We start from the raw sequence: 26,274 nt of genomic DNA on the forward strand, positions 1-26,274 counted from the left end.
GTGGGTCCGCGGCGGGACCGGGTCAGTTGACCTCGGACGGGTGGGCGCTCACGCGGCCCGAGCCGTCACCGGTGTCGAGGGCGTCGATCGCGGCGATCTCGTCGGCCGTGAGCTCGAAGCCGAAGAGGTCGAAGTTCTCCGCCATGCGCTCCTTGCGCGACGACTTGGGGAACACGATGAAGCCGCGCTGCAGGTGCCAGCGCAGGACCGCCTGCGCGGGGGTCACGCCGTGGGCGGTCGCGGCGTCGACGACGGCCTGCCGCTCGAACAGCGGGTACTTGCCCTGGCCGAGCGGGCCCCACGCCTCGATCTTGGTGCCGTGCGCGTCCGCCCACGCGAGCACGTCGCGCTGCTGGTACGCCGGGTGCAGCTCGATCTGGTCGACGGCGGGGACGACGCCCGTGTCCGCGACGATCCGGTCGAGGTGCTCCGGCAGGTGGTTCGAGACGCCGATCGAGCGCGCCAGGCCGGCGTCGCGGATCTCGACGAGCTTGGCCCACGCGTTCGTGTACTGGTCCTGCGCGGGCGCCGGCCAGTGCGTGAGGTAGAGGTCGACGAACTCGAGGCCGAGCTTGTCGAGGCTCTCGCGGATCGCGTCGTGCGGCTGCTCGCCGGACTGACGGTCGTTCCAGAGCTTCGTCGTGACGAAGAGCTCGTCGCGCGGGACGCCGCTCTTCGCGATCGCGGCGCCGACGCCCTCCTCGTTGCGGTAGATCGCCGCCGTGTCGATGTGGCGGTAGCCGATCTCGAGGGCCTCGCTCACGGCCTTCTCGGCCTCGTCCGGCGGCACGAGGAAGACGCCGAAGCCGAGCTGGGGGATGGTGTGCCCGGAGTTGAGCGTCACGGTCGGGACAGTGGGAGCGGTCATGCCCTCCAGCCTAGGAACGGGGCGTGCAGCCGTCCAACGACCGCGGGTCGTGCGACTCAGCGCTCCCGCTCATGAGTCCCTGACCTGCTGCGCGAGATCCGGGCTGGACTTTGTAGATCACGGTTTGGTTACATGGGCGCGGTCCTGACCACGAACGAACCGGAGCGCACCATGTCCCGAGGCCGCCACAGCGCAGCCCCCGCAGCTCCCGCACGCTCGTTCCGGCTCCCGGCGCGGCCCGCCCTCCCGGCACTCCCGGCGCGCGCCCTCAAGCTCCCGGCGCTGGCGCTCGTCGGGCTGCTCGGCGCGGGCGTCGTCGGTGCAGGGCCGCAGCCCGCCGAGGGCAACCCCGACCTCGCGCCGCTGAGCGTCGAGCCGGCCAGCGGATCGACCGTCGAGCGCGGGACCGGCGCCGCCAGCCGCTCGTCCGAGCGCACGGCTCCCCCGGCGGCAGCCCAGGAGGCCCCGCTCGTCGAGACCTCGGCGACGATCACCGTGGTCCCCGCCGCCGAGGTCGCCCCGGTCGTCCCCGTCGCCACCGGCCAGCTCTGGACCACCGACGCCGTCAACGTCCGCACCGGGCCGTCTGCCGACGCCGGGCGCGTCGCGACCGCCGCGTTCGGCACCGCCGTCGACGTCACCGGCACGACCGAGGGCGAGTGGAGCCAGGTCGTCTGGGACGGCGCGGCGGCCTGGATCAAGTCCAGCTTCCTCGCGGACTCCCAGCCCGAGGCGCCGGCGGCGACCGCCGCGAGCGGCGGGTCCAGCGCGAGCGGCATCTCCGACGCCGCCTGCTCGGTGAGCTCCGGGATCGAGTCGTCGCTCCGGTCCAACGCCCGTGCGGTCTACCGGGCGGTGTGCGCGATCTTCCCCCAGGTGACGTCCTACGGCGGAATCCGCCCGGGCGACAGCGGCGACCACGGCACCGGCCGAGCCCTCGACATCATGATCACGGGCGAGACGGGCTGGGAGATCGCGCGCTACCTCCAGGCCAACGCCGGCGCCCTCGGGATCACCTACCTCATCTACCAGCAGCAGATCTGGATGGCCGGAGACCCCGCGAGCGCGTGGTCCGGCATGGAGGACCGCGGCGGCACGACCGCGAACCACTTCGACCACGTGCACGTCAGCACGTCGTAGGCCACGACCGCACGGTCACGGCACGACGTTGGAGAACAGCCTCCTGCCCAGGGCGTCCACGTCCGACCCGTCCCGGGTCAGCCCCACGTAGCCGCTGCGCTCGACGACGAAGACGTCGGACGGGACCGCGGCCGTCAGGCGCGACACCCAGGAACGCTCGTGGTGAGAGACGACCACCTGGACGCCGTCGGCGACCAGCCGCAGCACCACGTCGACGAGCCCGGGGTGCGCGGGCAGCGGAGCAAGGCCGTCCTCGTCGTCGTACCCGGCGTCCTCCGGGCCTGACCCGCCCGAGAGCTTGAGCGACCGCAGGTGCGGCACGTGCGTGAGGAAAGCGCCGTCGGCGCCGTCGAGGCTCAGTGACAGCCGCTCGACGGCGGTGTGCCGCAGCGCGGTGAGGTCGGCACCCCGGGTCGTGCCGAGCAGGTGCAGCTCGGTGAGCGCGGGCAGCTGGGACAGCGCCTCGACGCCCGTGAGGTCGGGGCTGCCAGGGCCACCGGTGACGTACACGTCCAGCCGCTGGAGATCGGTGCACTCCGCCAGGGGCGCGAGGTCCGCGCGCTCGATGAGGACCATGCGGAGTCCCGTGAGTCCCTGCACCGCGCCGATGCCCTCGACGGACGGGCACGCACCGAGCTGGAGCATGGCACCCCCGGGGCGGAACATCGTCGCGGCGAACTCCCGCCGGTCGAACCTCCCCCACGCGCGGTGCAGCTCCGCGAGCTCGACGTCGGGGTAGCCGTCGCGCGCGTACCCGGCGAGCACGTCGAGCGCCGCCGGGGTCCCGATGCTTCCCAGCGCCCGGAGGGCCACCCGCCGCTCGGCCGCCCGCTGCCCCGGGCGTGCCGCGAACCACCGGGGGTCCGCGCCGGGACCAGCCGCGAGCCACGACGCCACCTGCGCCACCTTCTCGGGGAGCGCCGGGACGTCGCTCCCTGCGGTCGCGAGCGGCACGTCAGGAGCCTCAGCCGACGCGGGAGCCGCCGGCACGGACCCCAGCGCCGCCGCGTGCTTCGCGGCCGCCCGGCGGATCGTCGCGATCTTCGGAGCGCCCCGCTCTGCGGTCTCGGCGGGGAGCCGGTCGAGGACGGTCACGTCCGCCCGGGCCGCGAGCGCGAGGAGCGCCCAGAGCGTCCGTGCGTCGAGCGCCTCCGCGAGGCTCGACGCGTCGAGACCGGCAACCGCCCTGAGGCCCGGGTCCTCGAACACCCGCAACGCCGCACGCTCCAGCGCGGGGTCACTCGGGAGGCGCACGGCCCCCTGGATGGCGTTCGGCTGGTTCGAGTAGCGGTCGAACCGGGTCAGCACGTGCTCGGCGCGTGGTGCGCCGATCGCGTCCGCCAGCACGGCGAAGACGCCTGTCGAACCCGGCATGCGAGCCTCCGCTTCCCGTGGGGACCATCCAGCCGCCGGACGGCAGGACGGGCGGGGCCGACCCTACCGGCCAGGCCTCATGGCCGCCGAGGCGCGCCGAGCAGGAGAGCGAGAGCGACGACCCGACGCAGCGCAGAAACGACGAAAGCGGGGCGCCGTTGAACGACGCCCCGCTTCGATCCGGTGGAGCTGAGGGGACTCGAACCCCTGACCCCCTGCATGCCATGCAGGTGCGCTACCAGCTGCGCCACAGCCCCGTGGATCTGCGAAGATCCTGGTCAAACACTGGATGAACACTCCCCCGGCCGGTTTCCCGTCCTGCGGAGCGTCGCTAGTCTACGCAGAAACCGGCTCCAGATTCCAATCCGGTCCCGCGTTCCACTCGTCGAGCGGGAACCCGGCGCCGACGTTGTGCGCCACGAGGCGCCACGCGGGCGTCGCGGCGGGCGCGGAGCGGTGCAGGTGGGACCAGTGGACGTTGTGCAGGCCGGAGATCCCGCGCCAGCCCTCGGGGTCCAGCCCGAGCAGCGCGGTGACGGCGAGCGTGATGGCGGCGCCGTGGGACACGACGACGAGCGTGTCGTCGTGCTCCAGCTCCTCGACGTGCTCGGTGACGGCCTCCACGAGGCGCGCGGCCACGGCGGCCTTGGTCTCGGCGCCCGCGCGCGTGGGCTCCTCGCCCCGGCGCCACGCCGCGTACTCCTCCGGCCACCGCTCGGCGATCTCCGGGCCGGTCAGTCCCTCCCACTCCCCGAACCCGCGCTCGCGCAGCCGAGGGTCGAGCAGGACGTCCGCGCCGATCGCGTCCGCGTACGCGCGCGCGGTGTCGGTGGCGCGCACGAGGTCCGACGCGACGACGCGCGTGGCGCGGTGCGCGCTCGCGAGCGCCTTCGCGCCGTGCTCGGCCTGCCACTGCCCGACGCCGTCGAGCGGGATGTCGACCTGGCCCTGCAGGCGCATCCCGGCGTTGTACGCCGTCCGGCCGTGGCGCAGGAGGACGAGCGTGCCGGCGCTCACGCCAGGGGCTCCCCCGAGAGGCGGATGGCGCCGTCGCTGCGGGTCGTGTCGTCGGCGTCGTCGGCCGTGCCGTCGCCGCCGCGCGCGTCCTCGGGGAGCTCGACGACGGGGCAGTCCTTCCACAGCCGCTCGAGCGCGTAGTAGACGCGGTCCTCGGAGTGCTGCACGTGCACGACGACGTCGCCGAAGTCGATGAGGACCCAGCGGGCCTCCTGCTTGCCCTCGCGGCGGATCGGCTTGGAACCCGCCTTGAACATCGCCTCCTCGACCGCGTCGACGATCGCGGAGACCTGGCGCTCGCTCGACCCGGACGCGATGAGGAACACGTCCGTGAGGACGAGCTGCTCGCTCACGTCGAGGGCGATGATCTCCTCGGCCTTGCGGTCGGACGCCGCCCGCGCCGCGATGACGGCGAGCTCTACGGCTCGTTCGGTGGCAGTCACGTGTCTCCGTTCGTGGTGCGGCCGCTCAGCGGCCGGTGTCGAGGGTGCCGGGGTCGTCCCACGACACGGCGGTCGCCGAGGCGCTCGTGTCCTCGGTGGCGAGACCGGGGTCGTCGCGCGAGACGAGCGTCCACACGAGCAGGCCGAGGACGAACGCCACGGCGACGAGGATGAGGTAGTGCAGCCACGTGTACGAGGGGCCGCGCGGCTCGTCGTCGAGGTCGTCGTCCGCCTCGCCGTCGAGCTCGTCGGCACGGCCGCGCACACGGGGGAAGAGGTCGTCGGACGAGCCGCCGACGGCGGGTGCCACGGCCGCCGTCTCGCGCACGCCGCCGAAGGGAGGCGCGGGCTCGCGGCCCGCGCTCGCCGGCTCGGGCGCCGACCCGGACGTGATGGCCGACCACGGGAGCGCCGCTCCCGGGGCCTCGGCGGGCGCGGCCGCGGCGGGCGGAGCCGCCGGCCGCGCGGCGGCCGGCGTGCGCTCGGGCGCGGGCGCCGCGGTCGCACCCCACGGCGACGGAGCGGGTGCGGGAGACGGCGTGGCGGGGGGCGCGGCAGGTGCTGCCGCGGGAGCCGAGAAGGCCGACAGCCGCTGCGGCTGGGCCGGCGGCGCCTCGGGCGCTCCGACCCGGCCGACCGGCGCGGACCCGAAGCCACCCGCGGGAGCGGACGGCGTCGGGGGACGGACGGGGCCGGTGGCGCCCGGCGCGGCGGGCCGCGGCGGGCCCGCGGGCGGGCGGGAGCTCGTGCGCGTCGGCACCACGGGCGTCGGGACCGGCGGACGGATCGCGACCCGCTCCGCGGTCTCCTGCACCGGCGTGAGGCGACCCGTCTCGTCGAGACCCCGCATGCCACCCGAGGCGGCCGGAGGACGGACGACGGACGGCTGCGACGGGAAGTCCGTCGGACCGGCCGTCTCGCGCAGGGTGCGGCGCGACGGCGGCGGGGTCGCCGGAGCGGCGGGCCGCGCGGGAGCAGGCTGCTGCCACCCGCCGGCGCCGGGCGCCGGGGCGGGTGGAGGCGTGCCGGGCTGCGCGGACCGCTCGGCCGCGGCGGCCTGCTCGCGCTCGCGCATCTCGCGCCGCGTCAGCGGGCGGACGGGCTGCATGTTGCCGTTGTCACTCATCGTGCTGACCTCGATACAAACCGTGCTTGGCGATGTACTGGACCACGCCGTCCGGAACCAGATACCACACCGGCTGGCCCGCCTCCGCACGCCGACGGCAGTCCGTCGACGAGATGGCGAGGGCCGGGACCTCGAGCGTGGTGACCACGCCCGGCGGCAGACCCTCGACGCTCAGGCTGTGGCCCGGGCGGGAGACAGCCACGAAGTGTGCCATCTTCCACAGCTCGTCGGCATCCTTCCAGGTCAGGATCTGCTCGATCGCGTCCGCACCCGTGATGAAGAACAGCTCCGCGTCCGGACGCGCGGCCCGCAGGTCGCGCAGCGTGTCGACCGTGTAGGTCAGTCCCGGCCGGTCGACGTCGACCCGGCTCACCGTGAAGCGCGGGTTCGAGGCGGTCGCGATGACCGTCATGAGGTACCGGTGCTCGGCCGGGCTGACGCTCTGGTGCTGCTTGAACGACGGCTTTCCCGTGGGGACGAACACGACCTCGTCGAGGTCGAACCGCGCCGCGGCCTCGCTCGCCGCGACGAGGTGGCCGTGGTGGATGGGGTCGAACGTGCCACCCATCACCCCCAGGCGGGGACGGCGCGGGCTCATCGGGACGTCATCGGTCGCGGGCGCTTCCGTCGTTCGCTACCGGTCAGTGCCGCGTGCCGACGCTGCGGAACGCGTAGGTCACGAGCAGCAGGGCCACGAGCCCGCCGAACCCGAGCAGCCCGTAGGCGAGCGGCGGGATGGGCAGGTGCGACGCGGCCTCGGCGCCTTCCTCGGCGGCCAGCACGACGGCAGAGATCACGACGTCCTCCTCGAAGGTCGTCCCCGGGGCGGACGGTGTCGTGCCGCGGTCCGGGGTGGTGCGGTGGAACGGTTCGCCTGCCGGGACCGGCCCGACGGCGGACCGGACGGGCTCCGGTCGCCGACCAGTCTCTCACGACCGCTCGGCGGCCCGGTCCGGCAGGTATCAGGTACGTGCCGACGAACCGCTCGTCACGGACGGACGTGACCGTCGCCGTGCACGACCCACTTCGTCGTCGTGAGCTCGGCCAGGCCCATGGGGCCGCGCGCGTGGAGCTTCTGCGTCGAGATGCCGATCTCCGCGCCGAGGCCGAACTGCCCGCCGTCGGTGAACCGCGTCGAGGCGTTGACCATGATCGCGGCCGAGTCGAGCTCCGCGACGAACCGCTCCGAGGACGCCAGGTCGCGCGTGACGATCGCCTCGGTGTGCCCGGACGTCCACGTGCGGACGTGCTCGATCGCGGCGTCGAGGTCGTCGACCACGCGCACGGCGATCTCGGGCGCGAGGTACTCGGTCGCCCAGTCCTCGTCCGTCGCCGCGAGCACCTCCGTGCCCTCGGGCGCGAGTCCGGCCGTGCGGTCGTCGCCGTGCACGACGACGCCCGCCTCGGTGAGCGCGGCGAGCGCGGCGGGGAGGAACTCGGGTGCGGCGTCCGCGTGGACGAGGAGCGTCTCCGCGGCGTTGCACACGCCCACGCGCTGGGTCTTCGCGTTGAGCAGGATCTCGAGCGCCATGGCGCGGTCGGCGCTCGCGTCGACGTACACGTGGACGTTGCCGACGCCCGTCTCGATGACGGGCACGGTCGACTCGCGCACCACGGTGCGGATGAGGTCCGCCCCGCCACGCGGCACCAGCACGTCGACGAGCCCGCGCGCGTGCATGAGCGCGACGGCGCCCGGACGCCCGTGGCGGTCGATCGACTGCACGAGGTCGCCGGGCAGCCCCTGCGCCTCGAGCGCGCGGGCGAGGACGCCCACGATGACCTCGTTGGAGCTCGCAGCCGCGGACCCGCCGCGCAGGATCACGGCGTTGCCGCTCTTCAGCGCGAGTCCCGCGGCGTCGACCGTGACGTTGGGCCGAGCCTCGTAGATCATGCCGACGACGCCCATGGGCACGCGCAGCTGGCGCAGACGCAGGCCGTTCGGCAGCGTCGAGCCGCGCACGACCTCGCCCACCGGGTCGGGTAGGCCCGCGAGCGCCCGCAGCGCGTCGGCGATCGCGGCGATGCGCGGGCCGTCGAGCGCGAGCCGGTCGAGCAGGCCCTCGCTCATCCCGTTCGCGCGCTCGCGCGCGAGGTCGACGGCGTTCGCGGCCACGATCTCGTCCGTCGCCGCGACGAGCGCGTCGGCGAGGGCGAGGAGAGCCGCGTCCTTGGTCGCGCGCGTGGCGGTCGCCAGCGTGCGCGAGGCGACCTTCGCGCGGCGCGCGACGTCCTCGACGGCGGTCGCGACGTCGGTCGCGGGGCCGGCTGCGGCGGGACCCGCGGGCTGGGGCTCGGTGGCGCCCGCGACGACGGGCGCGTCCTCGGTGGTGGTCATGGACCGAGCCTACGTCGGCCGGGCTCACCCCGGGGGGCGCCGTCCGACGGCCGGTCAGCGGGGCCGCTTGCGCACCAGGACGAGGTCGTCGCGGTGCACGACCTCCCGGTCGTAGCCCTCGCCCAGCTCGGCCCGCAGCTCGCCCGTCGACCGGCCGAGGAGGTCCGGGATGTCACGGGACTCGAACGCGACGAGCCCGCGGGCGACCACGCGCCCGTCCGACGTCACCAGCTCGACCGGGTCCCCGGCGTCGAACTCCCCCTCGACGGCCGTGATCCCCGCGGGCAGGAGCGACGCGCGCCCGCCCTGCACGGCCTTCACCGCGCCGTCGTCGAGCACCAGTCGGCCGCGCGTGCGCGCGGCGTGCGCGAGCCAGAGGCGACGGCGGGTCGTCCGCTTGCCGGTCGCGGCGAACCACGTCCCGACGGGGTCGCCCGCGAGCGCGGCGGCAGCGTTCTGCGCCTGGGTCAGCACGACGGGGATGCCCGTCCCGGTCGCGATGGAGACGGACTCGAGCTTGGTGAGCATGCCGCCCGTCCCGACCGCGCTCCCCCGGCCCGTGACCTCGACGCCCTCGATGTCGGCCGCGGAGCGCACCTCGGCGATGCGGCGCGTGCCGGGGCGCGACGGCGGGCCGTCGTAGAGGCCGTCGACGTCGGTGAGCAGGACCATCGCGTCGGCACGCACGAGGTGGGAGACGAGCGCGGCGAGGCGGTCGTTGTCGCCGAACCGGATCTCGTCGGTCGCGACGGCGTCGTTCTCGTTGACGATCGGCACGACGCCGAGGTCGAGCAGACGTTCGAGCGAGCGCTGGGCGTTGCGGTAGTGCCCGCGGCGGACGGTGTCCTCGGCGGTGAGCAGCACCTGGCCGACGCGCAGCCCGTGCCCGGCGAACGCCTCCGTGTAGCGGGCGACGAGCATGCCCTGGCCGACCGAGGCGGTCGCCTGCGCCGTCGCCAGGTCGCGCGGTCGGCTCGCGAGCCCCAGGGGCCCGATGCCGGCGGCGATCGCACCGGACGTGACGAGCACCACCTGGCCGCCCGCCGCGCGTCGCGCCGCGAGGACGTCGACGAGAGCCCGCAGCGCCGTGAGGTCGAGGTGACCGTCCGCGCCCGTGAGCGAGGACGAGCCGATCTTCACCACCACGCGGCGGGCGGAGGCGATCTCGGAGCGGGAGGACAGCGCGTTCACGCGTCCATCATCGCCGCCGGACGGTCGCGGGCGCGCACGATTTCACGGACCAGGACGCCCCGGACCGGTTGTGGGCATGGAAGGGGCCCGGTCCCGAGAAGGAGACCAGGCCCATTCCATGCCCACAGCGGGCCCGCGTCAGTCGGCGTCGGGGTCCGTCCAGGTGCCGGCCTCGCGCTCGGTCCACAGCTCGCGACGTGCCTCGGCCTTGGCGTCCATGCGCTCGTGGTGCTCGCGACGCTTCTCCGAGCGCGTGGGGCGCAGGCGCTCCTCGAGGCGGTTGTCCGAGCCGCGCGGGCCGCCGAGCAGCTCCGAGCCGGTCATGAGCGTCGGCTCCCAGTCGAAGACGACGGCGTTGGCGTCGGTGCCGATGCGCACCTCGTCGCCCCCGACGGCCCCGGCCGCGAAGAGCTTCTCCTCCACGCCCAGGCGGGCGAGGCGGTCGGCGAGGTAGCCGACGGCCTCGTCGTTGCTGAAGTCCGTCTGGCGCACCCAGCGCTCGGGCTTGGCGCCGCGCACCTCGAACCAGTAGTCCGTGGCCCCGCCCTTGCGCGTGACGGTGAACCCGGCCTCGTCGACGGCCCGGGGCCGCAGCACGACGCGCGTCGGCTCGGGCGCAGGCGCCTCGGCCCGGGCCTTCTCGACGAGCTCGGCGAGCGCGTACGTCAGCGGGCGCAGGCCCTCGTGGCTGGCCGTCGAGATCTCGAACACGCGCAGGCCGCGCGCCTCGAGGTCGGGCTTGACGAGGTCGGCCAGCTCGCGCGCCTCGGGCACGTCGATCTTGTTGAGGACGACGAGCCGCGGGCGCTCGGTGAGCGGCACGCGGCCGCCCTCGATGTCGAGGTCCTGGGCGTAGGCGGCGAGCTCCGCCTCGATGACGTCGAGGTCGCTGATCGGGTCGCGACCCGGCTCGAGCGTCGCGCAGTCCAGGACGTGCACGATCACGGCGGTGCGCTCGATGTGGCGCAGGAACTCGAGCCCGAGCCCCTTGCCCTCGCTGGCGCCCGGGATGAGGCCCGGGACGTCCGCGACGGTGAAGCGTGCCGAGCCCGCCTGCACGACGCCGAGGTTCGGCACGAGCGTCGTGAACGGGTAGTCGGCGATCTTGGGCCGCGCGGCCGAGATCGCGGCGACGAGCGAGGACTTGCCCGCGCTCGGGTACCCGACGAGCGCGACGTCGGCGATCGTCTTGAGCTCGAGGACGACGTCCCGCTCCTCGCCCGGCTCGCCCAGCAGGGCGAAGCCCGGCGCCTTGCGGCGCGGGGACGACAGCGCGGCGTTGCCGAGCCCGCCGCGACCGCCCTCGGCGACGACGTACTCCGCGCCGTCGCCCACGAGGTCGGCCAGCACGGTCCCGTCCGCCGCCTTGACGACGGTCCCGTCCGGCACGCGCAGGACGAGGTCCTCGCCGTTCGCCCCGTCGCGGTCGTCACCCATCCCCTGGGTTCCCGACGTCGCGTGCCGGTGCGGCGAGTGGTGGTACTCCAGCAGCGTGGTGGTCTGCGCGTCGACGACGAGACGCACGGTCCCGCCGTCCCCGCCGTTGCCGCCGTCGGGGCCCGCGAGCGGCTTGAACTTCTCGCGACGGACCGAGGCGCACCCGTTCCCGCCGTTGCCGCCGGAGACGTGCAGGACGACACGGTCGACGAAGCTGGCCATGGAACGATCCTCTCAGAGGTGGGAGTGCGAGAAACAGCAGGAGGGGCGCACCGCGTCGGTGCGCCCCTCCTGCTCGAAGCCTGTGGCTGTCGCTCAGCCCTCGACGGCGACGATGTCGATGACCTTGCGGCCACGACGCGTGCCGAACTGGACCGCACCGGCGGCCAGGGCGAACAGCGTGTCGTCCTTGCCGCGGCCGACGTTCTCACCGGGGTGGAAGTGCGTGCCACGCTGGCGGACGATGATCTCGCCCGACTTGACGACCTGACCGCCGAAGCGCTTGACGCCGAGGCGCTGGGCGTTCGAGTCGCGACCGTTGCGCGAGGAGCTCGCGCCCTTCTTGTGTGCCATGACGAACCTGCTTTCGTGCTGGTTGCTGAGGGAGGGTGCCGGTCGGCGCGGGGCGGCCCGTGGCCGCTACCTCGCGCCGGGCGAGGTCACTTGATGCCGGTGACCTTGAGGCGGGTCAGCTGCTGGCGGTGACCCTGACGACGGCGGTAACCGGTCTTGTTCTTGTACCGCAGGATCGTGATCTTCGGACCCTTCTCGTCCCGCACGACCTCGGCGGTGACCTTGACCTTCGCGAGCTTCGCCGCGTCGGTGGTCACCTTCTCCCCGTCCACCAGCAGGAGAGCGGGCAGCTCGAGGGACTCACCGACCTTGGCGGACACCCGGTCCACCACGACGATGTCGCCGACGGAAACCTTCTCCTGCCGGCCACCGGCCTTGACGATCGCGTACACCACGTTGCTGCTCATCTCTCCTAGTCTTGGCGTGCTCGTCACGGCGAGTTCGTCTTGGAGACTCCGACCACGCCGCGGCGTGCGAGTGCGAGTCGTCCGTGGGCACACGGGACCGGCGCGCCTGGGCGCGCCGACGTTCAAGAGTACGGAAATCGGCTGGGCAGGTCAAATGGCGCGGGCGGTGCCCGCCCGCTCTCGTCCGCGCGGCGGCCCGTGTCCCGCGGCGTGCCGGACTCCGTTCCTACTCGAGGACGAACGTGACCTCGAGGACGACCTGCCAGGTCGTGATGCGCCCGTCGACGATGTCGACCTTCTGCTCCTTGACCCACGCGCCCGAGACGTTGCGCAGCGTGCTCGCCGCGCGCTCGACGCCGATCCTCACGGCGTCCTCGAAGCTCGTGTCCGACCGCGCGCTGATGTGCGTGATCCGTGCCACCGTGCCGCTCATGCCGGGCTCCCCCGTCCGGGGCGGGCGCACCGACGCGCCCGCGCACCCGTCGAGCATCCCGCCGCCCGCGGTCCCTCGCCACCGGGGCCGGGCCCGACTCCCTCGACGTCGCGGCCGCCGCGACGGAGGGCGGGCCGCGCGCGGCCGTGCGTACGCTGGCGGCGGAGGTGGTCGCATGCGCCCGGTACGCCCGCACGACGGGGTCGACGGTCGCGGGCACGACGCCGTCGCCGCCGCGATGCGCGCCGTCGACCGCCGCGCGTTCCTCCCTCGCGCGCAACGGCGCTGGGCGGGCCAGGACCGCCCGCTCGCGATCGGGCACGGCCAGACGAACTCGCAGCCGTCGACCGTCGCGGCGATGCTGCGGCTGCTGGACGTCGGCCCCGGGGCCCGGGTGCTCGACGTCGGGGCCGGCTCGGGATGGACGACGGCGCTGCTCGCCGTGCTCGTCGGCCCGGAGGGACACGTGCTGGGCGTCGAGCGCGACCCCGACCTCGCCGCGTGGGGGGCGACGAACCTCGCGACCCGCCGCGCCCCGTGGGCGCGCATCGTCACGGCGTCGCGCGGAGCGCTCGGCACGCCGGGCGAGCGGTACGACCGGATCCTCGTCTCCGCCGCGGCCGACGCGCTCCCCCAGGCCCTCGTGGAGCAGCTCGCGCCGGGCGGCCGGATGGTCGTCCCGGTCCGGCACACGATGGTGCTCGTCGAGGCCGAGCCGAGCGAGCCCGGTGGCGTCCGGCTCAGCGAGCACGGCTCCTACTCGTTCGTCCCGCTCGTCGAGGAGCCGCCCGCCTGAGCCCGCCACGGGGCCGCCGGCAGGTGCGCCCGGCAGCGCGCCTCGTAGCTCTCGGCCCCGCCGACGTGGGCGGCGACGGGGACCAGCGGGTCGCGAGGCCTGCCGCCCTCCGCCGTCGTCTCCGGCACCACCCGCACGTGGAACGCCGCGTCCTCACCGCACACCGCGCACACCGCGGTGAGCTTGTCGACGCGCTCGGCGAGCGCGGCGAGCGTGGGCAGCGGCTCGAACGGGCGTGCGTCGAACGTCACGTCGAGACCGGCGACGACGACCACGAGCCCGTCGTCCGCGAGGCGCTGCACGACGTCGACCAGGTCGGGCCCGAAGAAGTGGGCCTCGTCGACCGCGACGAGGTCGAGCGGTCCGCCGTCACGCACCAGGCGCGCGAGGTCGGCCGCGTCGTGGGCGGTCCGCGACGGGATCGCCAGACCGGAGTGCGAGCTCACCGTGCCCGTCCCGCGCCGGGTGTCGAGGACATGACCGACGACCTCGACCCGTCGCCCCGCGACCTCGGCGCGGCGGACCCGACGGAGCAGCTCCTCGGTCTTGCCCGCGAACATCGGGCCGCACACCACCTCGACCCGCCCGCCCGCGCGGGAGGCGTCCGGGACTCGCGCGGCGCCGCTCATGCGAGCAGTGAACCATCCCGGCACCGGCACCGCGCGACGCGGGACCGGCGCCCGGGTCAGTGGTGCCGGGCCGATCCGTTCGACGACGGACGCACGGGGAGCGGCTTGGGCTCCCCCGCCGGGCCGAGCACCGACACGCGGTCGGGCGCGCCCGCGCGACCGGCGTCGCGACGGCTGAGCAGCGTGGTCCCCGTGGACCCCGGGTCCTCGGCCCCGGACGGGCGGCCTGTGGCCTCCGGGCTCGCCGTCGGAGGCGCGGCCGCCCCGCCGTCCGCCGGGGCGGCCGGAGCCGTCGGGGCGGGGGCCGGGTCGCGTCGCTCGGCCTCGCGCGCCGGCTCCGCGACCGGCGCGACGGTGGCCCCGGCGGCGATTCCGACGAGGCCCGCCCCACCGATGCCCGGGACCGACCGCACGAGCGGGAGCTCGCGCGTACCCGTGCCCGCCGGTCGGGTCGGCTCCTCGGCGCGCTCCCGCGCCGGCTCGTCCTCGGCGTCGTGCTCGGCCGCCGGTGCAGCGGGGGCCGGCGGCGTCGCGGCCTCGCGGCGCGTCGGGGCAGGAGGCACGGCGTCCGCCGGAAGGGTCCGCCGATCGTCGACCGCCGGGTCTGCCGGCAGGATCCCCCGGTTGAGCTCGCCGTACGGCACGTGCACCGACGGGGCGACCCGGCGGGTGGCCTCGACGACGGCGCGCTGGTCGTCGAAGAAGATGTGCGGGCGCAGCACCTCGAGGACGCCGTCCTTGTCCACGCCGCCGAGGAAGAACGCGTCGTCGACGGTCACGCCCCACGACGACAGAGTCGCGACCGCGCGCTCGTGGGCCGGGGCCGAGCGCGCCGTGACGAGGGAGACGTGCACGCGCGGCCGGTACGACGCGTCGGCCGCGTGCCGCTCCCGCTCGACGACCTGCACCCGGTGGATGCCCACGAGGAGCTCGCGCAGCGGGCCGCGCCCGAGCGGGACGTCGGCGTTGAGCTCCTCGTGCTCGCGGAACGACGCGAGGCCGCCGTCCTGGAACCGGCGCTCCGACGAGTCGTCCGCGAGGACGCCGTCGAAGTCGAACGCGATGCGCAGCTCGTCGCCCGCCTCGTCCGCGAACGTCGGGTCCAGCACGTACCCGGCCGGCAGGCCGAGGTCGACCGCGTCGCGCACGGACCGCTCGTCGGCCGAGAGGAACAGGTCCACGTGCAGCGGACGGATGAACTCGTGCGGGCTGCGGCCCTGGCGGAACACGGCCCGCGTGATGTCGAGCTCGTGGTGCCGGATCGAGCGCATGACGCGCAGGCCCGTCTCCGGCGAGTTGCGCGACATGACGATGACCTCGACGAGCGGGTCGTCGGCCGACGGCGCCAGGTCGTTCAGCGCGAGCAGGCGGCGCACGAACCCGAAGGCGACGCCCGGGGCCAGCGCGTCGTCGCGGTGACGCTCCTGGAAGTCGCGGTACGCCGCCTCCCCCTGCGTGCGGAACACGCGGTCGGACTCGGTGAGGTCGAACAGTGCGGAGGAGGCGACGCCGACGACGAGGCGGCCCGAGAGGTCGTAACCCATGGCGGCATGATGCCAGGTGCGGGTGACGCGGACGAAGACGACCCGGAACGGTCAGGCCCGCGCGGCCCACTCCCGGCGCAGGACGCCCAGGACGACCGCGTCGTACCGGGCGCCGTCGACGACGCGGGCGTCGCGGAACCGGCCCTCCTCCACGAGGCCGAGCGCTCGACCGGCGCCCAGCATCGCGGCGTTCCCGGACCACGTCGCGAGGTCGAGCCGGACCCAGTCGGTCACCGAGAAGAGGTACGTGATCCACGCGCCGAGCGCGTCGCGACCGAGTCCGCGCCCGCGCACCGCGGGGTCGTACAGGCCGATCCCCACGCGCGCCCACTGCGTCTCCGCGGACTCCCAGTACCAGGAGCACGTCCCGACGAGCCGGTCCTCCTCGTCGGCGACGACGACGCGCCGGGGCGGGAGCCCGTCGTCGTCCAGCCCGCCCGGGCGGGCGGCCTGCGCGGCGGCGGCGCGCGCGAGGCGTGCGACCGCCGCGTCGGACGCGGCGTCGTCGGGCACCGGGTAGTACGGGCCGTCCCACCGGTGCCACTCGTGCGCCGGGCGCAGCCACTCGCGGTACGCGGCGAGGTCGTCCGCGCGCCACCCGCGCAGGCGGGCGCGCGCCCCGGCGGCGTACAGCGGCACGCCGCCGGGCGCTGTGCCCGTCACTCCTCGCCGGGCTCCGCGTGCGCCTCGTCGCCCGGGACCGGCGCGGAGTCCGCGCCGTCGTGCTCGTGCTCGTGGGCGTGCGCCGCCGCCGCCGCGATCGTGGCGAGCGTGGCCTTCACGGCCGCGCGGGCCTCGGACGTCACCTCCGGCAGGACCGGTACCGCCGGCTGCGGGAGCGTGATCGGGACGTCCTTGGCCGCCGCGGCACCCGAGCCCGAGCCGCGCTTGCGGCGAGACCGCGAGCGGCCGGCCTCGGCCGGCTCCTCGGCGGCAGCCGGGGTGGCGGCGCCACCGCCGTGGTCGTGCCCCCCGCGGCCGTTGCCGCCGGACTTCTCGATCGGGTCGGTGTGCACGATGAACCCGCGCCCGTGGCAGTGCTCGCACGTCTCGCTGAACGCCTCGACCAGGCCCTGGCCGACGCGCTTGCGCGTCATCTGCACGAGCCCGAGCGACGTGACCTCGGCGACCTGGTGCTTGGTGCGGTCGCGGCCCAGGCACTCGACGAGACGACGCAGCACGAGATCGCGGTTCGACTCGAGCACCATGTCGATGAAGTCGATGACGATGATGCCGCCGATGTCGCGCAGCCGGAGCTGGCGCACGATCTCCTCGGCCGCCTCCAGGTTGTTGCGCGTCACCGTCTCCTCGAGCGTGCCCCCCGAGCCGGTGAACTTGCCCGTGTTGACGTCGACGACGGTCATCGCCTCGGTGCGGTCGATGACGAGCGAGCCGCCGGAGGGCAGCCAGACCTTGCGGTCCATGCCCTTGGCGAGCTGCTCGTCGACCCGGTGGACCGTGAAGACGTCCTGCGTGCCCGTCCACTTCGAGACGCGCTCGCGCAGGTCGGGGGCGAGCTCCTCGACGTACGAGGAGATCTCGCTCCACGCCCCGTCGCCCTCGACGACGAGCGAGCTGAAGTCGTCGTTGAAGATGTCGCGGACCACGCGGATCGCGAGGTCGGGCTCGCCCTGGAGCAGGGCGGGGGCCGACGCCGTCTTCGACTTCTTCTCGATGGCCTCCCACTGGCCGCGCAGGCGCTCGACGTCGGCGCGCAGCTCCTCCTCGCTCGCCCCCTCGGCCGCGGTGCGCACGATGACGCCCGCGCCGTCGGGCACGACCTCCTTGAGGATCTTCTTCAGGCGGTTGCGCTCGGTGTCCGGGAGCTTGCGGCTGATGCCCGTCATGCCGCCGCCCGGGACGAACACGAGGTAGCGGCCCGCGAGCGTGATCTGCGACGTGAGACGCGCGCCCTTGTGCCCGATCGGGTCCTTGGTCACCTGCACGAGCACGGAGTCGCCCGACTTGAGCGCCTGCTCGATGCGTCGCGGCTGGCCCTCGAGCCCTGCCGCGTCCCAGTTGACCTCGCCCGCGTACAGCACCGCGTTGCGGCCCTTGCCGACGTCGATGAACGCGGCCTCCATGCTGGGCAGCACGTTCTGGACGCGGCCCAGATAGACGTTGCCCGCCATGGACGCCTGCGACTGCTGGGAGACGTAGTGCTCGACGAGCACGCCGTCCTCGAGCACGGCGATCTGCGTGCGGCCCGCGCGCTCGCGCACGACCATCGACCGCTCGACCGACTCGCGGCGCGCGAGGAACTCCGCCTCGGTGATGATCTGGCGGCGGCGACCGGCGTCGCGGCCCTCGCGGCGCCGCTGGCGCTTCGCCTCGAGGCGGGTCGAGCCCTTGAGCGCCGTGACCTCGTCGGCCAGGCTGCGCTCGCGCGGCCGCGAACGCGTCGAGGAGCTCTCGCCGCTCTCGCCCCGCCCACCGCGGCGGCGGCGACGCCGACGGCGGCTGCTGCCCGCCTCGTCCTCGCCGGGCTCGGCGTCGGCAGCGTCGTGCTCGGGCTCGTCGGCGTCGGCGGCCGCGCCGGAGTCGACCGGCTCGTCGCCCTCGGCGGGGGTCTCGTCGTTCTCGTCCTGGTCGCGACCGGTGTCCGGGCGACCGCGGCGACCGCGGCCACCGCGGCGACGGCGGCGCCGGGGACCGGACTCCGCGTCGTCGGACGCGGCCTGGTCCTCGGTGCCGTCGGGCGCGCCCTCGTCCAGGTCGGCGAAGTCCTCCGGGCCGAACGCGTCGTCGGGGAGCTCGATCCCCTCGGCGACCAGCTCCGACTCGATGGCCTCGATCTCCTCGACGGCGGCGGCGTCCTCGCCCGTGAGGGCGATCTCGACCGTCACGTCCTCCGTGCGCTCGGACGCCACCGGAGCCGCCGCGGGCTCCCTCCGCTCGCGCGGTCCGGCCGCGGCGGGGGGCTCCTCGGCCACGGGGGTCGGCTCGACGTGGCGCGGCGGACCGGCCGGGCTCTGGGCCCGGCGAGGACGCCGCGGCGCGGCCGCGGGGTCGGGCGCCTGGAAGAGCAGGGCGGTCGTCGCGAGGCGCGGCGTGCTCGTGCCGGCGCCGGTGGCGGCGGGCGAGACGGGCGCCTCGGGCGCGGCCGTGGGTGCCGGCGTGGCGGTCGACGTCGGCGCGGCCGTCTCCTGCGGCGCGGGCGCGGCCTCGGCGGGGGCGGCCTTCGAGGTGGCGCGGCGCGAGCGGCGTGCGGGCTTCTTCGGCGCCTCCTCGGAGGTCGGCGCGTCCGGCTCGACGGGCGGCGCGGAGGCCTCGGCCGCGGGTGCGTCGGCGTCGGACGTCGCGGCCGGAGCCGCGTCAGCGACCGTCGCGGTCGGGGCCTTCGTGGTCGGGGTCTTCGTGGTCGGGGCGCCGGCCGCGGAGGTCGCGCGGCGCGAGCGGCGCGCGGGCTTCTTCTCCGCGGGAGCCTCGGACGCGTCCGGCGCGGGCTCGGTCGGACCGGCGGGCTCCACCGCGGAGGCCTCGGGCGCGACGTCGTCCGCGGCCGTCGTGCGCGTCGTCCGGGTGCGCTTGGCCTTGCGGGGCGCGTCGGGGGCGCCGAGCAGCGCGTCCGCGTCCGGGCCGGTGGTCGCGGGTGCCGGCTCCGCGGCGGGCGGGGCGCTCAGCCCGAACTCGGAGAGCACGTCGAGCGGGACGTCGGCCGGGGCGGAGGCAGCCTTCTTGGCGCCGCCCTGGGCGCGGCGCGCGGTGCGCGCGCGTCCCTTCGGCGCGCTCGCCTCCGGTGCCGCCTCGGCGCCGGACGCCTCGACGGCGACCACGGGGGCGCCTGCCGCCGCGGCGTCCGTGGCGGTCGTCGCGGGGGCCTCGGCCGCGTCCGCGGCGGGCTCGACGGGTGCGGACGTCGTGCGGGTCGCGCGGCGCGAACGGCGCGCGGGCTTCTTCTCGGCCGTGTCGGGAGCCGGGGCCACGTCGGCCGCGGGAGCCACGTCGGCGGGAGCCGCGGGGGCGTCGGTGGGGGCGGTCGCGCCCCCGTCCGGCACGGCCGGCGTCTGGGGCGGGGCGGCGCTGCGCGTCGCGCGGCGGCGGGCGGGCTTGCGCCCGGTGGTGGTCGGGCTCTCGGCCCGGTCCTGGGTCGCGGCGGCGTCCGCCGTCGACTCTGAGGGGGTGCTGTCGGAGGTGCTGTCGAGCGTCACGCGTCGTGCTCCTGCTGCCACAGGGACCGCCCCGCACCGTGCGGCCCTTCGGGGCGGTCGGTCGTCGCTCGTGACGAGCGCACCGGAGCGCGTCGTCCGGCGACGGAAGTCGTCGGCCACGGCCGCGGTCCGCGTGCGCGGCGCGGGCGCCTGCCACCGGGCCCTTCGCCCCGGTCGGCGCTCCGACTGCCGCGGTCCGCTGGTGCCGCGATCTCGTGCTCGTCGGGAGGGCGATGCGGAGCCCACCCGGCTCCGCCCAGTATCGCACAGGGGCGCGAACGAACCCCGGCGACACGCACCGCGCCCCGGGCCCCGGGTCCCGCCGGACCGGGACCATGGTCCCGCGTGCTTGTGAACATAGTCACAAGCGCCGTGTTTTCAGCACTTGCCGTCATCTCCCGCCCTGCCGATGGGGCAGATTGGACCTAGCGTCAGGACACGGGCGGTCCTCTCCCGGACCGTCCAGACCGGCGCCGTAGCTCAGCACCTCCCCCTGAAGCCCGCCGACCCGTCGGCCCCCCGAGGAGCGCACGTGGAAGCCCTGGATCTCGCCCGGTGGCAGTTCGCCATCACGACCGTCTACCACTTCATCTTCGTCCCGCTGACGATCGGCCTGTCGCCCCTCGTCGCGATCATGCAGACGGCCTGGGTGCGCACCGGCAACGAGCGGTGGCTGCGCCTGACCAAGTTCTTCGGCAAGCTCCTGCTCATCAACTTCGCGCTCGGCGTCGTGACCGGCATCGTGCAGGAGTTCCAGTTCGGCATGAACTGGAGCGAGTACTCGCGGTTCGTCGGCGACGTGTTCGGCGCGCCGCTCGCCATGGAGGCGCTCGCCGCGTTCTTCATCGAGTCGACGTTCCTCGGCCTGTGGATCTTCGGCTGGGACCGCCTCAACAAGAAGGTGCACCTGGCGTGCATCTGGGCGGTCGCGATCGCGACGAACCTCTCCGCGTTCTTCATCCTCGCCGCGAACTCGTGGATGCAGCACCCCGTGGGCGCGATCTTCAACCCCGAGACCGGGCGCGCCGAGATGAACGACATCGGCGCCGTCCTCACGAACAACACCCTGTGGGCCGCCTTCCCCCACCAGATCACGGCGACCTTCCTCACCGCGGGCACGTTCGTCACCGGCATCGCCGCGTGGTGGATGGTCCGGCTGGTCCGCACCAAGAAGGCCGAGAACGTCGAGCTCGCGCGCGACGTCTACCGCCCGGCCGTCACCCTCGGCGTCATCGCGATGCTCGTCGGCGGGATCGGCGTCGCCGTCTCCGGCGACGTCCAGGGCAAGATCATGTACGAGCAGCAGCCCGGAAAGATGTCCTCGGCCGAGGCGCTGTGCCAGGGGCAGGAGGGCGCCGCGTTCTCCATCCTCACGATCGGCGACCTGTCGAACTCGTGCGAGAACGTCACGCACCTCATCGAGATCCCCGGCCTCGCGTCGTACCTCGGCACGGGCCACTTCTCCGGCCCCGAGTCGTACCTGCCCGGCGTCGAGGACGTCCAGGAGCAGATGACCGAGCGCTACGGCGACGTCACGGCCGCCGGCGACCCCGTCACGTACACGCCGAACCTCGCGATGACCTACTGGTCCTTCCGGCTCATGATCGGCATGGCCGCCGGCTCCGTGCTCCTCGCGCTCATGGCGCTGTGGCTCACCCGCAAGGGCCGCGTCACCGACAACGTGTGGTTCGCGCGCGTCGGCCTCGTCGCCATCCCCATGCCGTTCCTCGCGAACTCCTTCGGCTGGATCTTCACCGAGATGGGCCGCCAGCCGTGGGTCGTCGCGCCGAACCCGACGGGCATCGACCAGATCCGCCTGCTCACCGAGCGGGGGGTGTCGACCGTGGTGAGCCCCGGCGTCGTGCTCACGTCGATGATCGTGTTCACGCTCGTCTACGGCGCGCTCGCCGCGGTCTGGTTCACGCTCATGCGCCGCTACGCGATCGAGGGCGTGCCGCTGGTGGTGCACGACGAGTCGCCCGAGGCGCAGGAGCCGCCCGACGACGGCACCGAGGCCGCAGACCGCCCGCTGTCCTTCGCGTACTGACGCGCCCGGACCCGCCCAGAATCTCAGGAGAACACCACCGTGGATCTCGCCGTCGTCTGGTTCGTGCTCATCGCGGTCCTGTGGACCGGCTACCTCGTGCTCGAGGGCTTCGACTTCGGGGTCGGCATGCTGCTGTCGATCCTCCCGCGCGGGGACAAGGAGCACCGCGAGAAGGAGCGCCGCGTCCTCATCAACACCATCGGCCCCGTCTGGGACGGGAACGAGGTCTGGCTGCTCACCGCGGGCGGCGCGACGTTCGCCGCGTTCCCCGAGTGGTACGCGACCCTCTTCTCCGGCTTCTACCTGCCGCTCCTGCTCATCCTCGTCGCGCTCATCGTGCGCGGCGTCGCGTTCGAGTACCGCGGCAAGATCCGCGACGAGGGCTGGGCGCGCCGCTGCGACGTCGCGATCCAGGTCGGGTCCTGGGTGCCCGCCGTGCTGTGGGGCGTCGCGTTCGCCAACCTCGTGCGCGGCGTGCAGCTCGACGCCGACCACCAGTTCGTCGGCGGGTTCTTCTCGCTCCTGTCGCCGTTCGCGCTGCTCGGCGGCCTCGTCACGCTGAGCCTCTTCCTGCTCCACGGCTCGGTGTTCGTCGCCCTGAAGACCGACGGCGAGATCCGCGCCCGGGCCCGGCAGCACGCCTCGGTCTTCGGCGTCGCGGCGCTCGTGCTCGCGGGCGGCTGGGCCGTGTGGGCGCAGGTCGCGTACTCCGTGCCGTGGACGTGGGCCGCGGTCGTGGTGGCGGCCGGCGGCCTCGTCGCGGCGCTCGTCGCCAACCGGCGCGGCGCCGAGGGGTGGGCGTTCACCGCCTCCGCCGTGACGATCGTCGCGGCCGTCGTGCTCATCTTCGGCTCGATGTACCCCGACGTCATGCCCGCCGTCGACCCCGCGAACTCGCTGACGATCCACAACGCGTCGTCCACGGACTACACGCTCACGGTGATGACCTGGGTCGCGGTGATCCTCACGCCGCTCGTCATCGCCTACCAGTCGTGGACCTACTGGGTGTTCCGCCGCCGACTGTCCACGAAGGACATCCCCGCGCCCGTCGGCCTCTCGCTCAAGAAGGTCCGCGAGGCAGCGTTCGGCGGTGCGTCGTCGGGCGGCTCGGCCGGCCGCGACCTCGGGACCGGCGGGTCGGGAGACGCGTGAAGCCGCTCGACCCGCGGCTCCTGCGCCACGCGCGGGCCGCGCGAGGGTACGTCGTCCTGACGGCGGTGCTCGGGTTCGCCACGGCGGCCCTGGTCGTCGCCCAGGCGGTCGTCCTCGCGTCGGTCCTCGCGCCGGCGATCCAGAGGACGGCCGACCTGGCCGACCTCGGGCCGCGGGTCGGACTGCTCGCCGGGGTCGTCGCGGCCCGGGCGGCGACGTCCTGGGCGCAGGAGCGGTTCGCGCTGCGCGCCGCGACCCGGACCGTGGCCGAGCTCCGCGAGCAGGTCGTCACGCACGCCGTGGCCCTCGGGCCGCGGTGGCTCGCGTCCGGGCGTGGGCCCGAGGTCGCCACGCTCGCGACGCGCGGGCTCGACGCACTCGAGCCGTACATGGTGCGCTACCTGCCCCAGCTCCTGCTCGCCGCGACGGTCACGCCCGCGACGCTCGCCGTCGTGCTCGGACTCGACTGGGTCTCGGCGGTGATCGTCGCCGTGACCATCCCGCTCGTCCCGCTCTTCATGGTCCTCGTGGGTCGGCTCACCGCCGGGACGTCGGAGCGCCGTCTGGTCGTCATGCAGCGGCTCGGCGCCCAGGTGCTCGACCTGCTCGCGGGCCTGCCGACCCTGCTCGCGTTCGGCCGCGCGCGCGGGCCCGAGCGGCGCGTGCGGGCGCTCGGGGAGGCCAACCGGCGCGCGACCATGGGCACGCTGCGCATCGCCTTCCTCTCCGGCATGGTCCTCGAGCTCCTCACGACGCTGTCGGTGGCCGTCGTGGCCGTGGGCGTCGGGCTGAGGCTGGTGCACGGGGGCATGGAGCTCGAGCCCGCGCTCGCGGTGCTCGTGCTCGCGCCCGAGGTGTACCTGCCGCTGCGCCAGGTCGGGATGCACTTCCACGCCTCGACCGACGGCATCGCCGCGGCCGAGCAGGCGTTCGCGATCCTCGACGAGGAGGCCGCCGAGCCCGGGACCGTCCCCGCGCCGCCGCTCGCCGGCGCGGCGATCGCCCTGCGCGGCGTGAGCGTCCGCGCCGGCGACCGCGACGTGCTGGCACCGGCCGGCCTCGACCTGGACCTCGCACCTGGGACGTCCGCAGGCCGCGTCGTGGCCCTCACCGGCCCCAGCGGCGCCGGGAAGACGACGACGGCGCTCGTCCTGCTCGGGCTCGTCCGCCCCGACCGCGGCACCGTCACGATCACCGCGTCCGGGCGGGCGTTCGACCTCGCCGACCTCGACCCGGCCACGTACTGGTCCCAGGTCGCCTGGCTCCCCCAGCGGCCGGTGCTCGCCCCGGGGCGTCTGCGCGACGTCGTCGCGGGCGGCCTGCCCGTGGGCGACGCCGACCTCGACCGTGCCGCGCGCACCGCGGGCCTCGACTCCGTCCTCACGACGCTGCCCGACGGCTGGGACACCGAGGTGGGACGCGGCGGCGTCGGGCTGAGCGTGGGCCAGCGCCAGCGGGTCGCGCTCGCCGCGGCCCTGCTCGGCGACCCCGCCCGCGTCCCACTCGTCGTGCTCGACGAGCCCACGGCGCACCTCGACGCGCGCGGGGAGCAGGTCGTGCTCGACGCGGTTCGGGCCTTCCGCGACCAGGGCCGGACCGTCGTGGTCGTCGCGCACCGCGCATCGCTCGTCCGGGCGGCGGACGAGGTCGTCGAGGTCCGCGCGACGCCGCTCGACGACCCGGCCCTCCCCGAGCACGCTCGGCACGAGGACGCGGCCTCGCCCGCCCCTGCCGCCGCCGCGCCGACCGACGGGAGGCACCCGTGACCGTGCCCCGCCACCGCCTCGCGAACGACCCGCTGTGGCGTGCCGTCGGGCTGCTCGACGTGCGCTGGCGCCGCGTCGTCTGGGCCGTCGTGCTCGGCACGCTCTCGCTCGGGAGCGCCGTCGGCCTCGCCGCCGTCGCCGCGTGGCTCATCGCCCGCGCCTCGCAGATGCCTCCCGTCCTCACCCTGTCGGTCGCGGTCGTCGCCGTGCGCGCGTTCGGCATCTCGCGCGGCGTCTTCCGCTACCTCGAACGCCTCGCCTCGCACGACGTCGCGCTGCGCGGCATGGCGGCCCTGCGCGCGAACCTGTACACCGCGCTGGCGGAAGGCTCCCCGGGCGCGCTCGTCGGGCTGCGGCGCGGAGACCTGCTCGCGCGGGTCGGGGCGGACGTCGACGCGGTGGGCGACGTCGTCGTGCGCGCGCTCGTCCCCGCCGGTGTCGCGCTGGCGATCTCGGTGGGATCCGTGGTGCTCGTCGGGGCGTTCCTGCCCGCCGCGGGCGTCGCGCTCGCGCTGTGCCTGCTCCTCGCCGCGGTCGTCGCGCCGTGGCTCTCCGCGCGGTCGGCGCGCGAGGTCGAGGCGCGCGGCGCGACGACGCGCGCGGCGATGACCGCGACGACGCTCGAGATCCTCGAGCAGTCCGGCCCGCTCGCCGTCTCGGGCCGTCTCGACGCGCGCCTCGACGACCTGCGCGCGACGGACCGCGCCCTCGCGCGCGTGACCGACGACGGCGCCCGCCCCGCCGGGGTGGCCGCCGGGATCGCCGCGCTCGCGGTCGGCCTCGCCGTGCTCGCGTCGCTCCTGCTCGGCATCCCGGCCGTGACGGCCGGGACGCTCGCGCCCGTGGAGCTGTCGGTCATCGTGCTCACGCCGCTCGCGGTGTTCGAGGCCGCGAACGCCCTGCCCGCCGCCGCCGTCCAGCTCCACCGCTCGCGCCAGGCCGCGGCGCGCGTCGTCGCGCTCCTCGACGGCTCCGCACCCCGCGTCACGACGGCGGCCCCCGCTGCGGACGCGTCCGTCCCCGGTCCGGCGGAGCCGTCGTCCCCCGAGCAGGCGTCGCTCGTGCTCGACGGCGTCGCGGCCGGGTGGCCGGGCACGACGCGCGTCGTCGTGGCGGGCGTGGACCTCGACCTGCGCCCCGGGCGCGCGGTCGCGGTCGTCGGTCCGTCCGGCGTCGGCAAGACGACGCTGCTCGCGACCGCCGCCGGGCTCGTCCCCGCGCTCGCGGGGAGGGTGACGCTCGACGGAACCGACGTGAGCGCCCTCCCCCGCGAGGCCACGGCGCGCGGCGTCGTGCTCGTCGCCGAGGACGCGCACGTGTTCGACACGACGGTGCTGGAGAACCTGCGCGTCGCGCGAGGCGACGTCACAGCCGAGGAGGCCGTGGCGACGCTGCACGACGTCGGCCTGGACGCCTGGCTCGCCGCGCTGCCGGACGGCGTCGAGACGCTGCTCGGCCCGGACGCCACGACCGTCTCCGGCGGCGAGCGTCGTCGTCTGCTCGTCGCGCGGGCGTTGTTGTCACCCGCGCCCCTGCTCCTGCTCGACGAGCCGGCCGAGCACCTCGACGCGGCCGGCGCCGACGCGCTCGTGCGGCACCTCGTCGCGACGACCCGCGCGCCGGCGGGCGCGTCGGCCGGAGGTGGCCGACGCGGCGTCGTGCTCGCGACGCACCGGCTCAGCGCGCTCGAGGCCGTCGACGAGGTGCTGCTCCTCGGTGTCCCGGACGGCGCGCCGGACGACGCCCCGGCGCGCGTCGTCGCGCGCGGGACGCACGCCGAGCTGCTCGGGCTCCCCGCCTACCGGTGGGCGCTCGACCAGGAGACGCCCGCACCGCGGTAGCCCC

General features: G+C 75.2%; 23 protein-coding genes and 1 tRNA gene. 6 read left to right on the forward strand and 18 right to left on the reverse strand.

All coding sequences use genetic code 11. The annotated features are described in order from the left end of the window. Window positions 1-22 precede the first annotated feature (22 nt). The gene (locus NHH00_RS04235; protein WP_253050425.1) at window positions 23-868 is read right to left on the reverse strand and encodes an aldo/keto reductase; all 846 of its coding nucleotides are present in this window, start codon (window positions 866-868) and stop codon (window positions 23-25) included. 171 nt (window positions 869-1,039) lie between these two features. Here NHH00_RS04235 and NHH00_RS04240 point away from each other — a divergent pair, with 171 nt between their 5' ends. Continuing rightward, on the forward strand, window positions 1,040-2,008 hold the full coding sequence (locus NHH00_RS04240) for an SH3 domain-containing protein (RefSeq protein WP_253050427.1): 969 nt from the start codon (window positions 1,040-1,042) through the stop codon (window positions 2,006-2,008). Window positions 2,009-2,023: 15 nt separating this feature from the next. Here the strand turns inward: NHH00_RS04240 and NHH00_RS04245 are convergent, their stop codons facing one another. The 13 genes from NHH00_RS04245 to NHH00_RS04305 all read right to left on the reverse strand — a co-directional run bounded on the left by NHH00_RS04245 (window position 2,024) and on the right by NHH00_RS04305 (window position 12,344). After that, complete coding sequence (locus NHH00_RS04245; protein WP_253050429.1) at window positions 2,024-3,382, reverse strand: hypothetical protein; 1,359 nt, start codon at window positions 3,380-3,382, stop codon at window positions 2,024-2,026. A gap of 184 nt (window positions 3,383-3,566) precedes the next feature. Next, window positions 3,567-3,639, reverse strand: a tRNA-Ala gene (locus tag NHH00_RS04250). A 79-nt stretch (window positions 3,640-3,718) separates the two neighbouring features. Next, a complete protein-coding gene (locus NHH00_RS04255) occupies window positions 3,719-4,399 on the reverse strand; it encodes a histidine phosphatase family protein (protein ID WP_253050430.1) in 681 nt (226 codons plus the stop codon). Continuing rightward, window positions 4,396-4,842, reverse strand: coding sequence for a ribosome silencing factor (gene rsfS, locus NHH00_RS04260; RefSeq protein ID WP_253050432.1), 447 nt, complete (start codon window positions 4,840-4,842; stop codon window positions 4,396-4,398). The genes NHH00_RS04255 and rsfS overlap by 4 nt, the downstream gene beginning before the upstream one ends. A 25-nt stretch (window positions 4,843-4,867) precedes the next feature. Beyond that, complete coding sequence (locus NHH00_RS04265) at window positions 4,868-5,968, reverse strand: hypothetical protein (protein ID WP_253050434.1); 1,101 nt, start codon at window positions 5,966-5,968, stop codon at window positions 4,868-4,870. Beyond that, complete coding sequence (gene nadD, locus NHH00_RS04270) at window positions 5,961-6,566, reverse strand: nicotinate-nucleotide adenylyltransferase (protein WP_253050436.1); 606 nt, start codon at window positions 6,564-6,566, stop codon at window positions 5,961-5,963. The genes NHH00_RS04265 and nadD overlap by 8 nt, the downstream gene beginning before the upstream one ends. A 43-nt stretch (window positions 6,567-6,609) precedes the next feature. Further along, window positions 6,610-6,765 (reverse strand): hypothetical protein, encoded by a 156-nt coding sequence (locus NHH00_RS04275; protein WP_021483496.1) that lies wholly within the window; start codon window positions 6,763-6,765, stop codon window positions 6,610-6,612. 191 nt (window positions 6,766-6,956) lie between these two features. Continuing rightward, on the reverse strand, window positions 6,957-8,303 hold the full coding sequence (locus NHH00_RS04280) for a glutamate-5-semialdehyde dehydrogenase (protein WP_253050438.1): 1,347 nt from the start codon (window positions 8,301-8,303) through the stop codon (window positions 6,957-6,959). Between the two features lie 54 nt (window positions 8,304-8,357). Next, window positions 8,358-9,485, reverse strand: a complete 1,128-nt coding sequence (proB, locus tag NHH00_RS04285) for a glutamate 5-kinase (RefSeq protein ID WP_253050779.1) — start codon at window positions 9,483-9,485, stop codon at window positions 8,358-8,360. A 147-nt stretch (window positions 9,486-9,632) separates the two neighbouring features. Continuing rightward, the gene (gene obgE / locus NHH00_RS04290) at window positions 9,633-11,153 is read right to left on the reverse strand and encodes a GTPase ObgE (RefSeq protein ID WP_253050440.1); all 1,521 of its coding nucleotides are present in this window, start codon (window positions 11,151-11,153) and stop codon (window positions 9,633-9,635) included. Window positions 11,154-11,246: 93 nt separating this feature from the next. Beyond that, a complete protein-coding gene (gene rpmA, locus NHH00_RS04295; RefSeq protein ID WP_047234735.1) occupies window positions 11,247-11,504 on the reverse strand; it encodes a 50S ribosomal protein L27 in 258 nt (85 codons plus the stop codon). Between the two features lie 86 nt (window positions 11,505-11,590). After that, complete coding sequence (rplU, locus tag NHH00_RS04300; RefSeq protein WP_047234734.1) at window positions 11,591-11,911, reverse strand: 50S ribosomal protein L21; 321 nt, start codon at window positions 11,909-11,911, stop codon at window positions 11,591-11,593. A 226-nt stretch (window positions 11,912-12,137) separates the two neighbouring features. Then, complete coding sequence (locus tag NHH00_RS04305; RefSeq protein ID WP_205206126.1) at window positions 12,138-12,344, reverse strand: dodecin family protein; 207 nt, start codon at window positions 12,342-12,344, stop codon at window positions 12,138-12,140. A gap of 175 nt (window positions 12,345-12,519) precedes the next feature. On the opposite strand from NHH00_RS04305, the gene NHH00_RS04310 reads away from it, so the two are divergent. Further along, on the forward strand, window positions 12,520-13,140 hold the full coding sequence (locus tag NHH00_RS04310; RefSeq protein ID WP_253050442.1) for a protein-L-isoaspartate O-methyltransferase family protein: 621 nt from the start codon (window positions 12,520-12,522) through the stop codon (window positions 13,138-13,140). On the opposite strand, the gene NHH00_RS04315 is transcribed toward NHH00_RS04310, so the two are convergent. From NHH00_RS04315 to NHH00_RS04330, 4 genes are read right to left on the reverse strand one after another with little or no spacing between them, the layout of a single operon-like run. Then, entirely contained in the window at window positions 13,101-13,769 is a 669-nt protein-coding gene (locus NHH00_RS04315) for a thymidine kinase (RefSeq protein ID WP_253050444.1), read from the reverse strand. The genes NHH00_RS04310 and NHH00_RS04315 overlap by 40 nt on opposite strands. Before the next feature lie 56 nt (window positions 13,770-13,825). After that, entirely contained in the window at window positions 13,826-15,313 is a 1,488-nt protein-coding gene (locus tag NHH00_RS04320) for a 5'-nucleotidase (protein ID WP_253050446.1), read from the reverse strand. A 51-nt stretch (window positions 15,314-15,364) separates the two neighbouring features. After that, the gene (locus NHH00_RS04325; RefSeq protein WP_253050448.1) at window positions 15,365-15,976 is read right to left on the reverse strand and encodes a GNAT family N-acetyltransferase; all 612 of its coding nucleotides are present in this window, start codon (window positions 15,974-15,976) and stop codon (window positions 15,365-15,367) included. Beyond that, window positions 15,973-19,464: an Rne/Rng family ribonuclease gene (locus NHH00_RS04330; RefSeq protein ID WP_253050449.1), complete on the reverse strand. Its 3,492-nt coding sequence runs from the start codon at window positions 19,462-19,464 to the stop codon at window positions 15,973-15,975. The genes NHH00_RS04325 and NHH00_RS04330 overlap by 4 nt, the downstream gene beginning before the upstream one ends. A 532-nt stretch (window positions 19,465-19,996) precedes the next feature. Between NHH00_RS04330 and NHH00_RS04335 the strand changes: the two genes are divergently transcribed. The 4 genes from NHH00_RS04335 to cydC are packed head-to-tail and all read left to right on the forward strand — an operon-like array spanning window position 19,997 to window position 26,270. Further along, window positions 19,997-21,511, forward strand: a complete 1,515-nt coding sequence (locus NHH00_RS04335; RefSeq protein WP_253050450.1) for a cytochrome ubiquinol oxidase subunit I — start codon at window positions 19,997-19,999, stop codon at window positions 21,509-21,511. A 39-nt stretch (window positions 21,512-21,550) separates the two neighbouring features. After that, window positions 21,551-22,663, forward strand: coding sequence for a cytochrome d ubiquinol oxidase subunit II (cydB, locus tag NHH00_RS04340; RefSeq protein ID WP_253050451.1), 1,113 nt, complete (start codon window positions 21,551-21,553; stop codon window positions 22,661-22,663). Further along, window positions 22,660-24,429: a thiol reductant ABC exporter subunit CydD gene (cydD, locus tag NHH00_RS04345; RefSeq protein ID WP_253050453.1), complete on the forward strand. Its 1,770-nt coding sequence runs from the start codon at window positions 22,660-22,662 to the stop codon at window positions 24,427-24,429. The genes cydB and cydD overlap by 4 nt, the downstream gene beginning before the upstream one ends. Next, complete coding sequence (cydC, locus tag NHH00_RS04350) at window positions 24,426-26,270, forward strand: thiol reductant ABC exporter subunit CydC (RefSeq protein WP_253050455.1); 1,845 nt, start codon at window positions 24,426-24,428, stop codon at window positions 26,268-26,270. Before cydD ends, cydC begins: the two co-directional genes overlap by 4 nt. The last annotated feature ends 4 nt before the right edge of the window (window positions 26,271-26,274 follow it).

Origin of the sequence: Cellulosimicrobium cellulans (genome assembly GCF_024124905.1) — a bacterium.
GTDB lineage: Bacteria > Actinomycetota > Actinomycetes > Actinomycetales > Cellulomonadaceae > Cellulosimicrobium > Cellulosimicrobium cellulans_G.

Excerpts from the sequence above, each read along its gene's own strand:
- NHH00_RS04235 (WP_253050425.1), bottom strand. The coding sequence starts at position 868 with ATGACCGCTCCCACTGTCCCGACCGTGACGCTCAACTCCGGGCACACC.
- NHH00_RS04240 (WP_253050427.1), top strand. The coding sequence starts at position 1,040 with ATGTCCCGAGGCCGCCACAGCGCAGCCCCCGCAGCTCCCGCACGCTCG.
- NHH00_RS04245 (WP_253050429.1), bottom strand. The coding sequence starts at position 3,382 with ATGCCGGGTTCGACAGGCGTCTTCGCCGTGCTGGCGGACGCGATCGGC.
- NHH00_RS04265 (WP_253050434.1), bottom strand. The coding sequence starts at position 5,968 with ATGAGTGACAACGGCAACATGCAGCCCGTCCGCCCGCTGACGCGGCGC.
- nadD (WP_253050436.1), bottom strand. The coding sequence starts at position 6,566 with ATGAGCCCGCGCCGTCCCCGCCTGGGGGTGATGGGTGGCACGTTCGAC.
- NHH00_RS04280 (WP_253050438.1), bottom strand. The coding sequence starts at position 8,303 with ATGACCACCACCGAGGACGCGCCCGTCGTCGCGGGCGCCACCGAGCCC.
- obgE (WP_253050440.1), bottom strand. The coding sequence starts at position 11,153 with ATGGCCAGCTTCGTCGACCGTGTCGTCCTGCACGTCTCCGGCGGCAAC.
- rpmA (WP_047234735.1), bottom strand. The coding sequence starts at position 11,504 with ATGGCACACAAGAAGGGCGCGAGCTCCTCGCGCAACGGTCGCGACTCG.
- rplU (WP_047234734.1), bottom strand. The coding sequence starts at position 11,911 with ATGAGCAGCAACGTGGTGTACGCGATCGTCAAGGCCGGTGGCCGGCAG.
- NHH00_RS04305 (WP_205206126.1), bottom strand. The coding sequence starts at position 12,344 with ATGAGCGGCACGGTGGCACGGATCACGCACATCAGCGCGCGGTCGGAC.
- NHH00_RS04310 (WP_253050442.1), top strand. The coding sequence starts at position 12,520 with ATGCGCCCGGTACGCCCGCACGACGGGGTCGACGGTCGCGGGCACGAC.
- NHH00_RS04315 (WP_253050444.1), bottom strand. The coding sequence starts at position 13,769 with ATGAGCGGCGCCGCGCGAGTCCCGGACGCCTCCCGCGCGGGCGGGCGG.
- NHH00_RS04320 (WP_253050446.1), bottom strand. The coding sequence starts at position 15,313 with ATGGGTTACGACCTCTCGGGCCGCCTCGTCGTCGGCGTCGCCTCCTCC.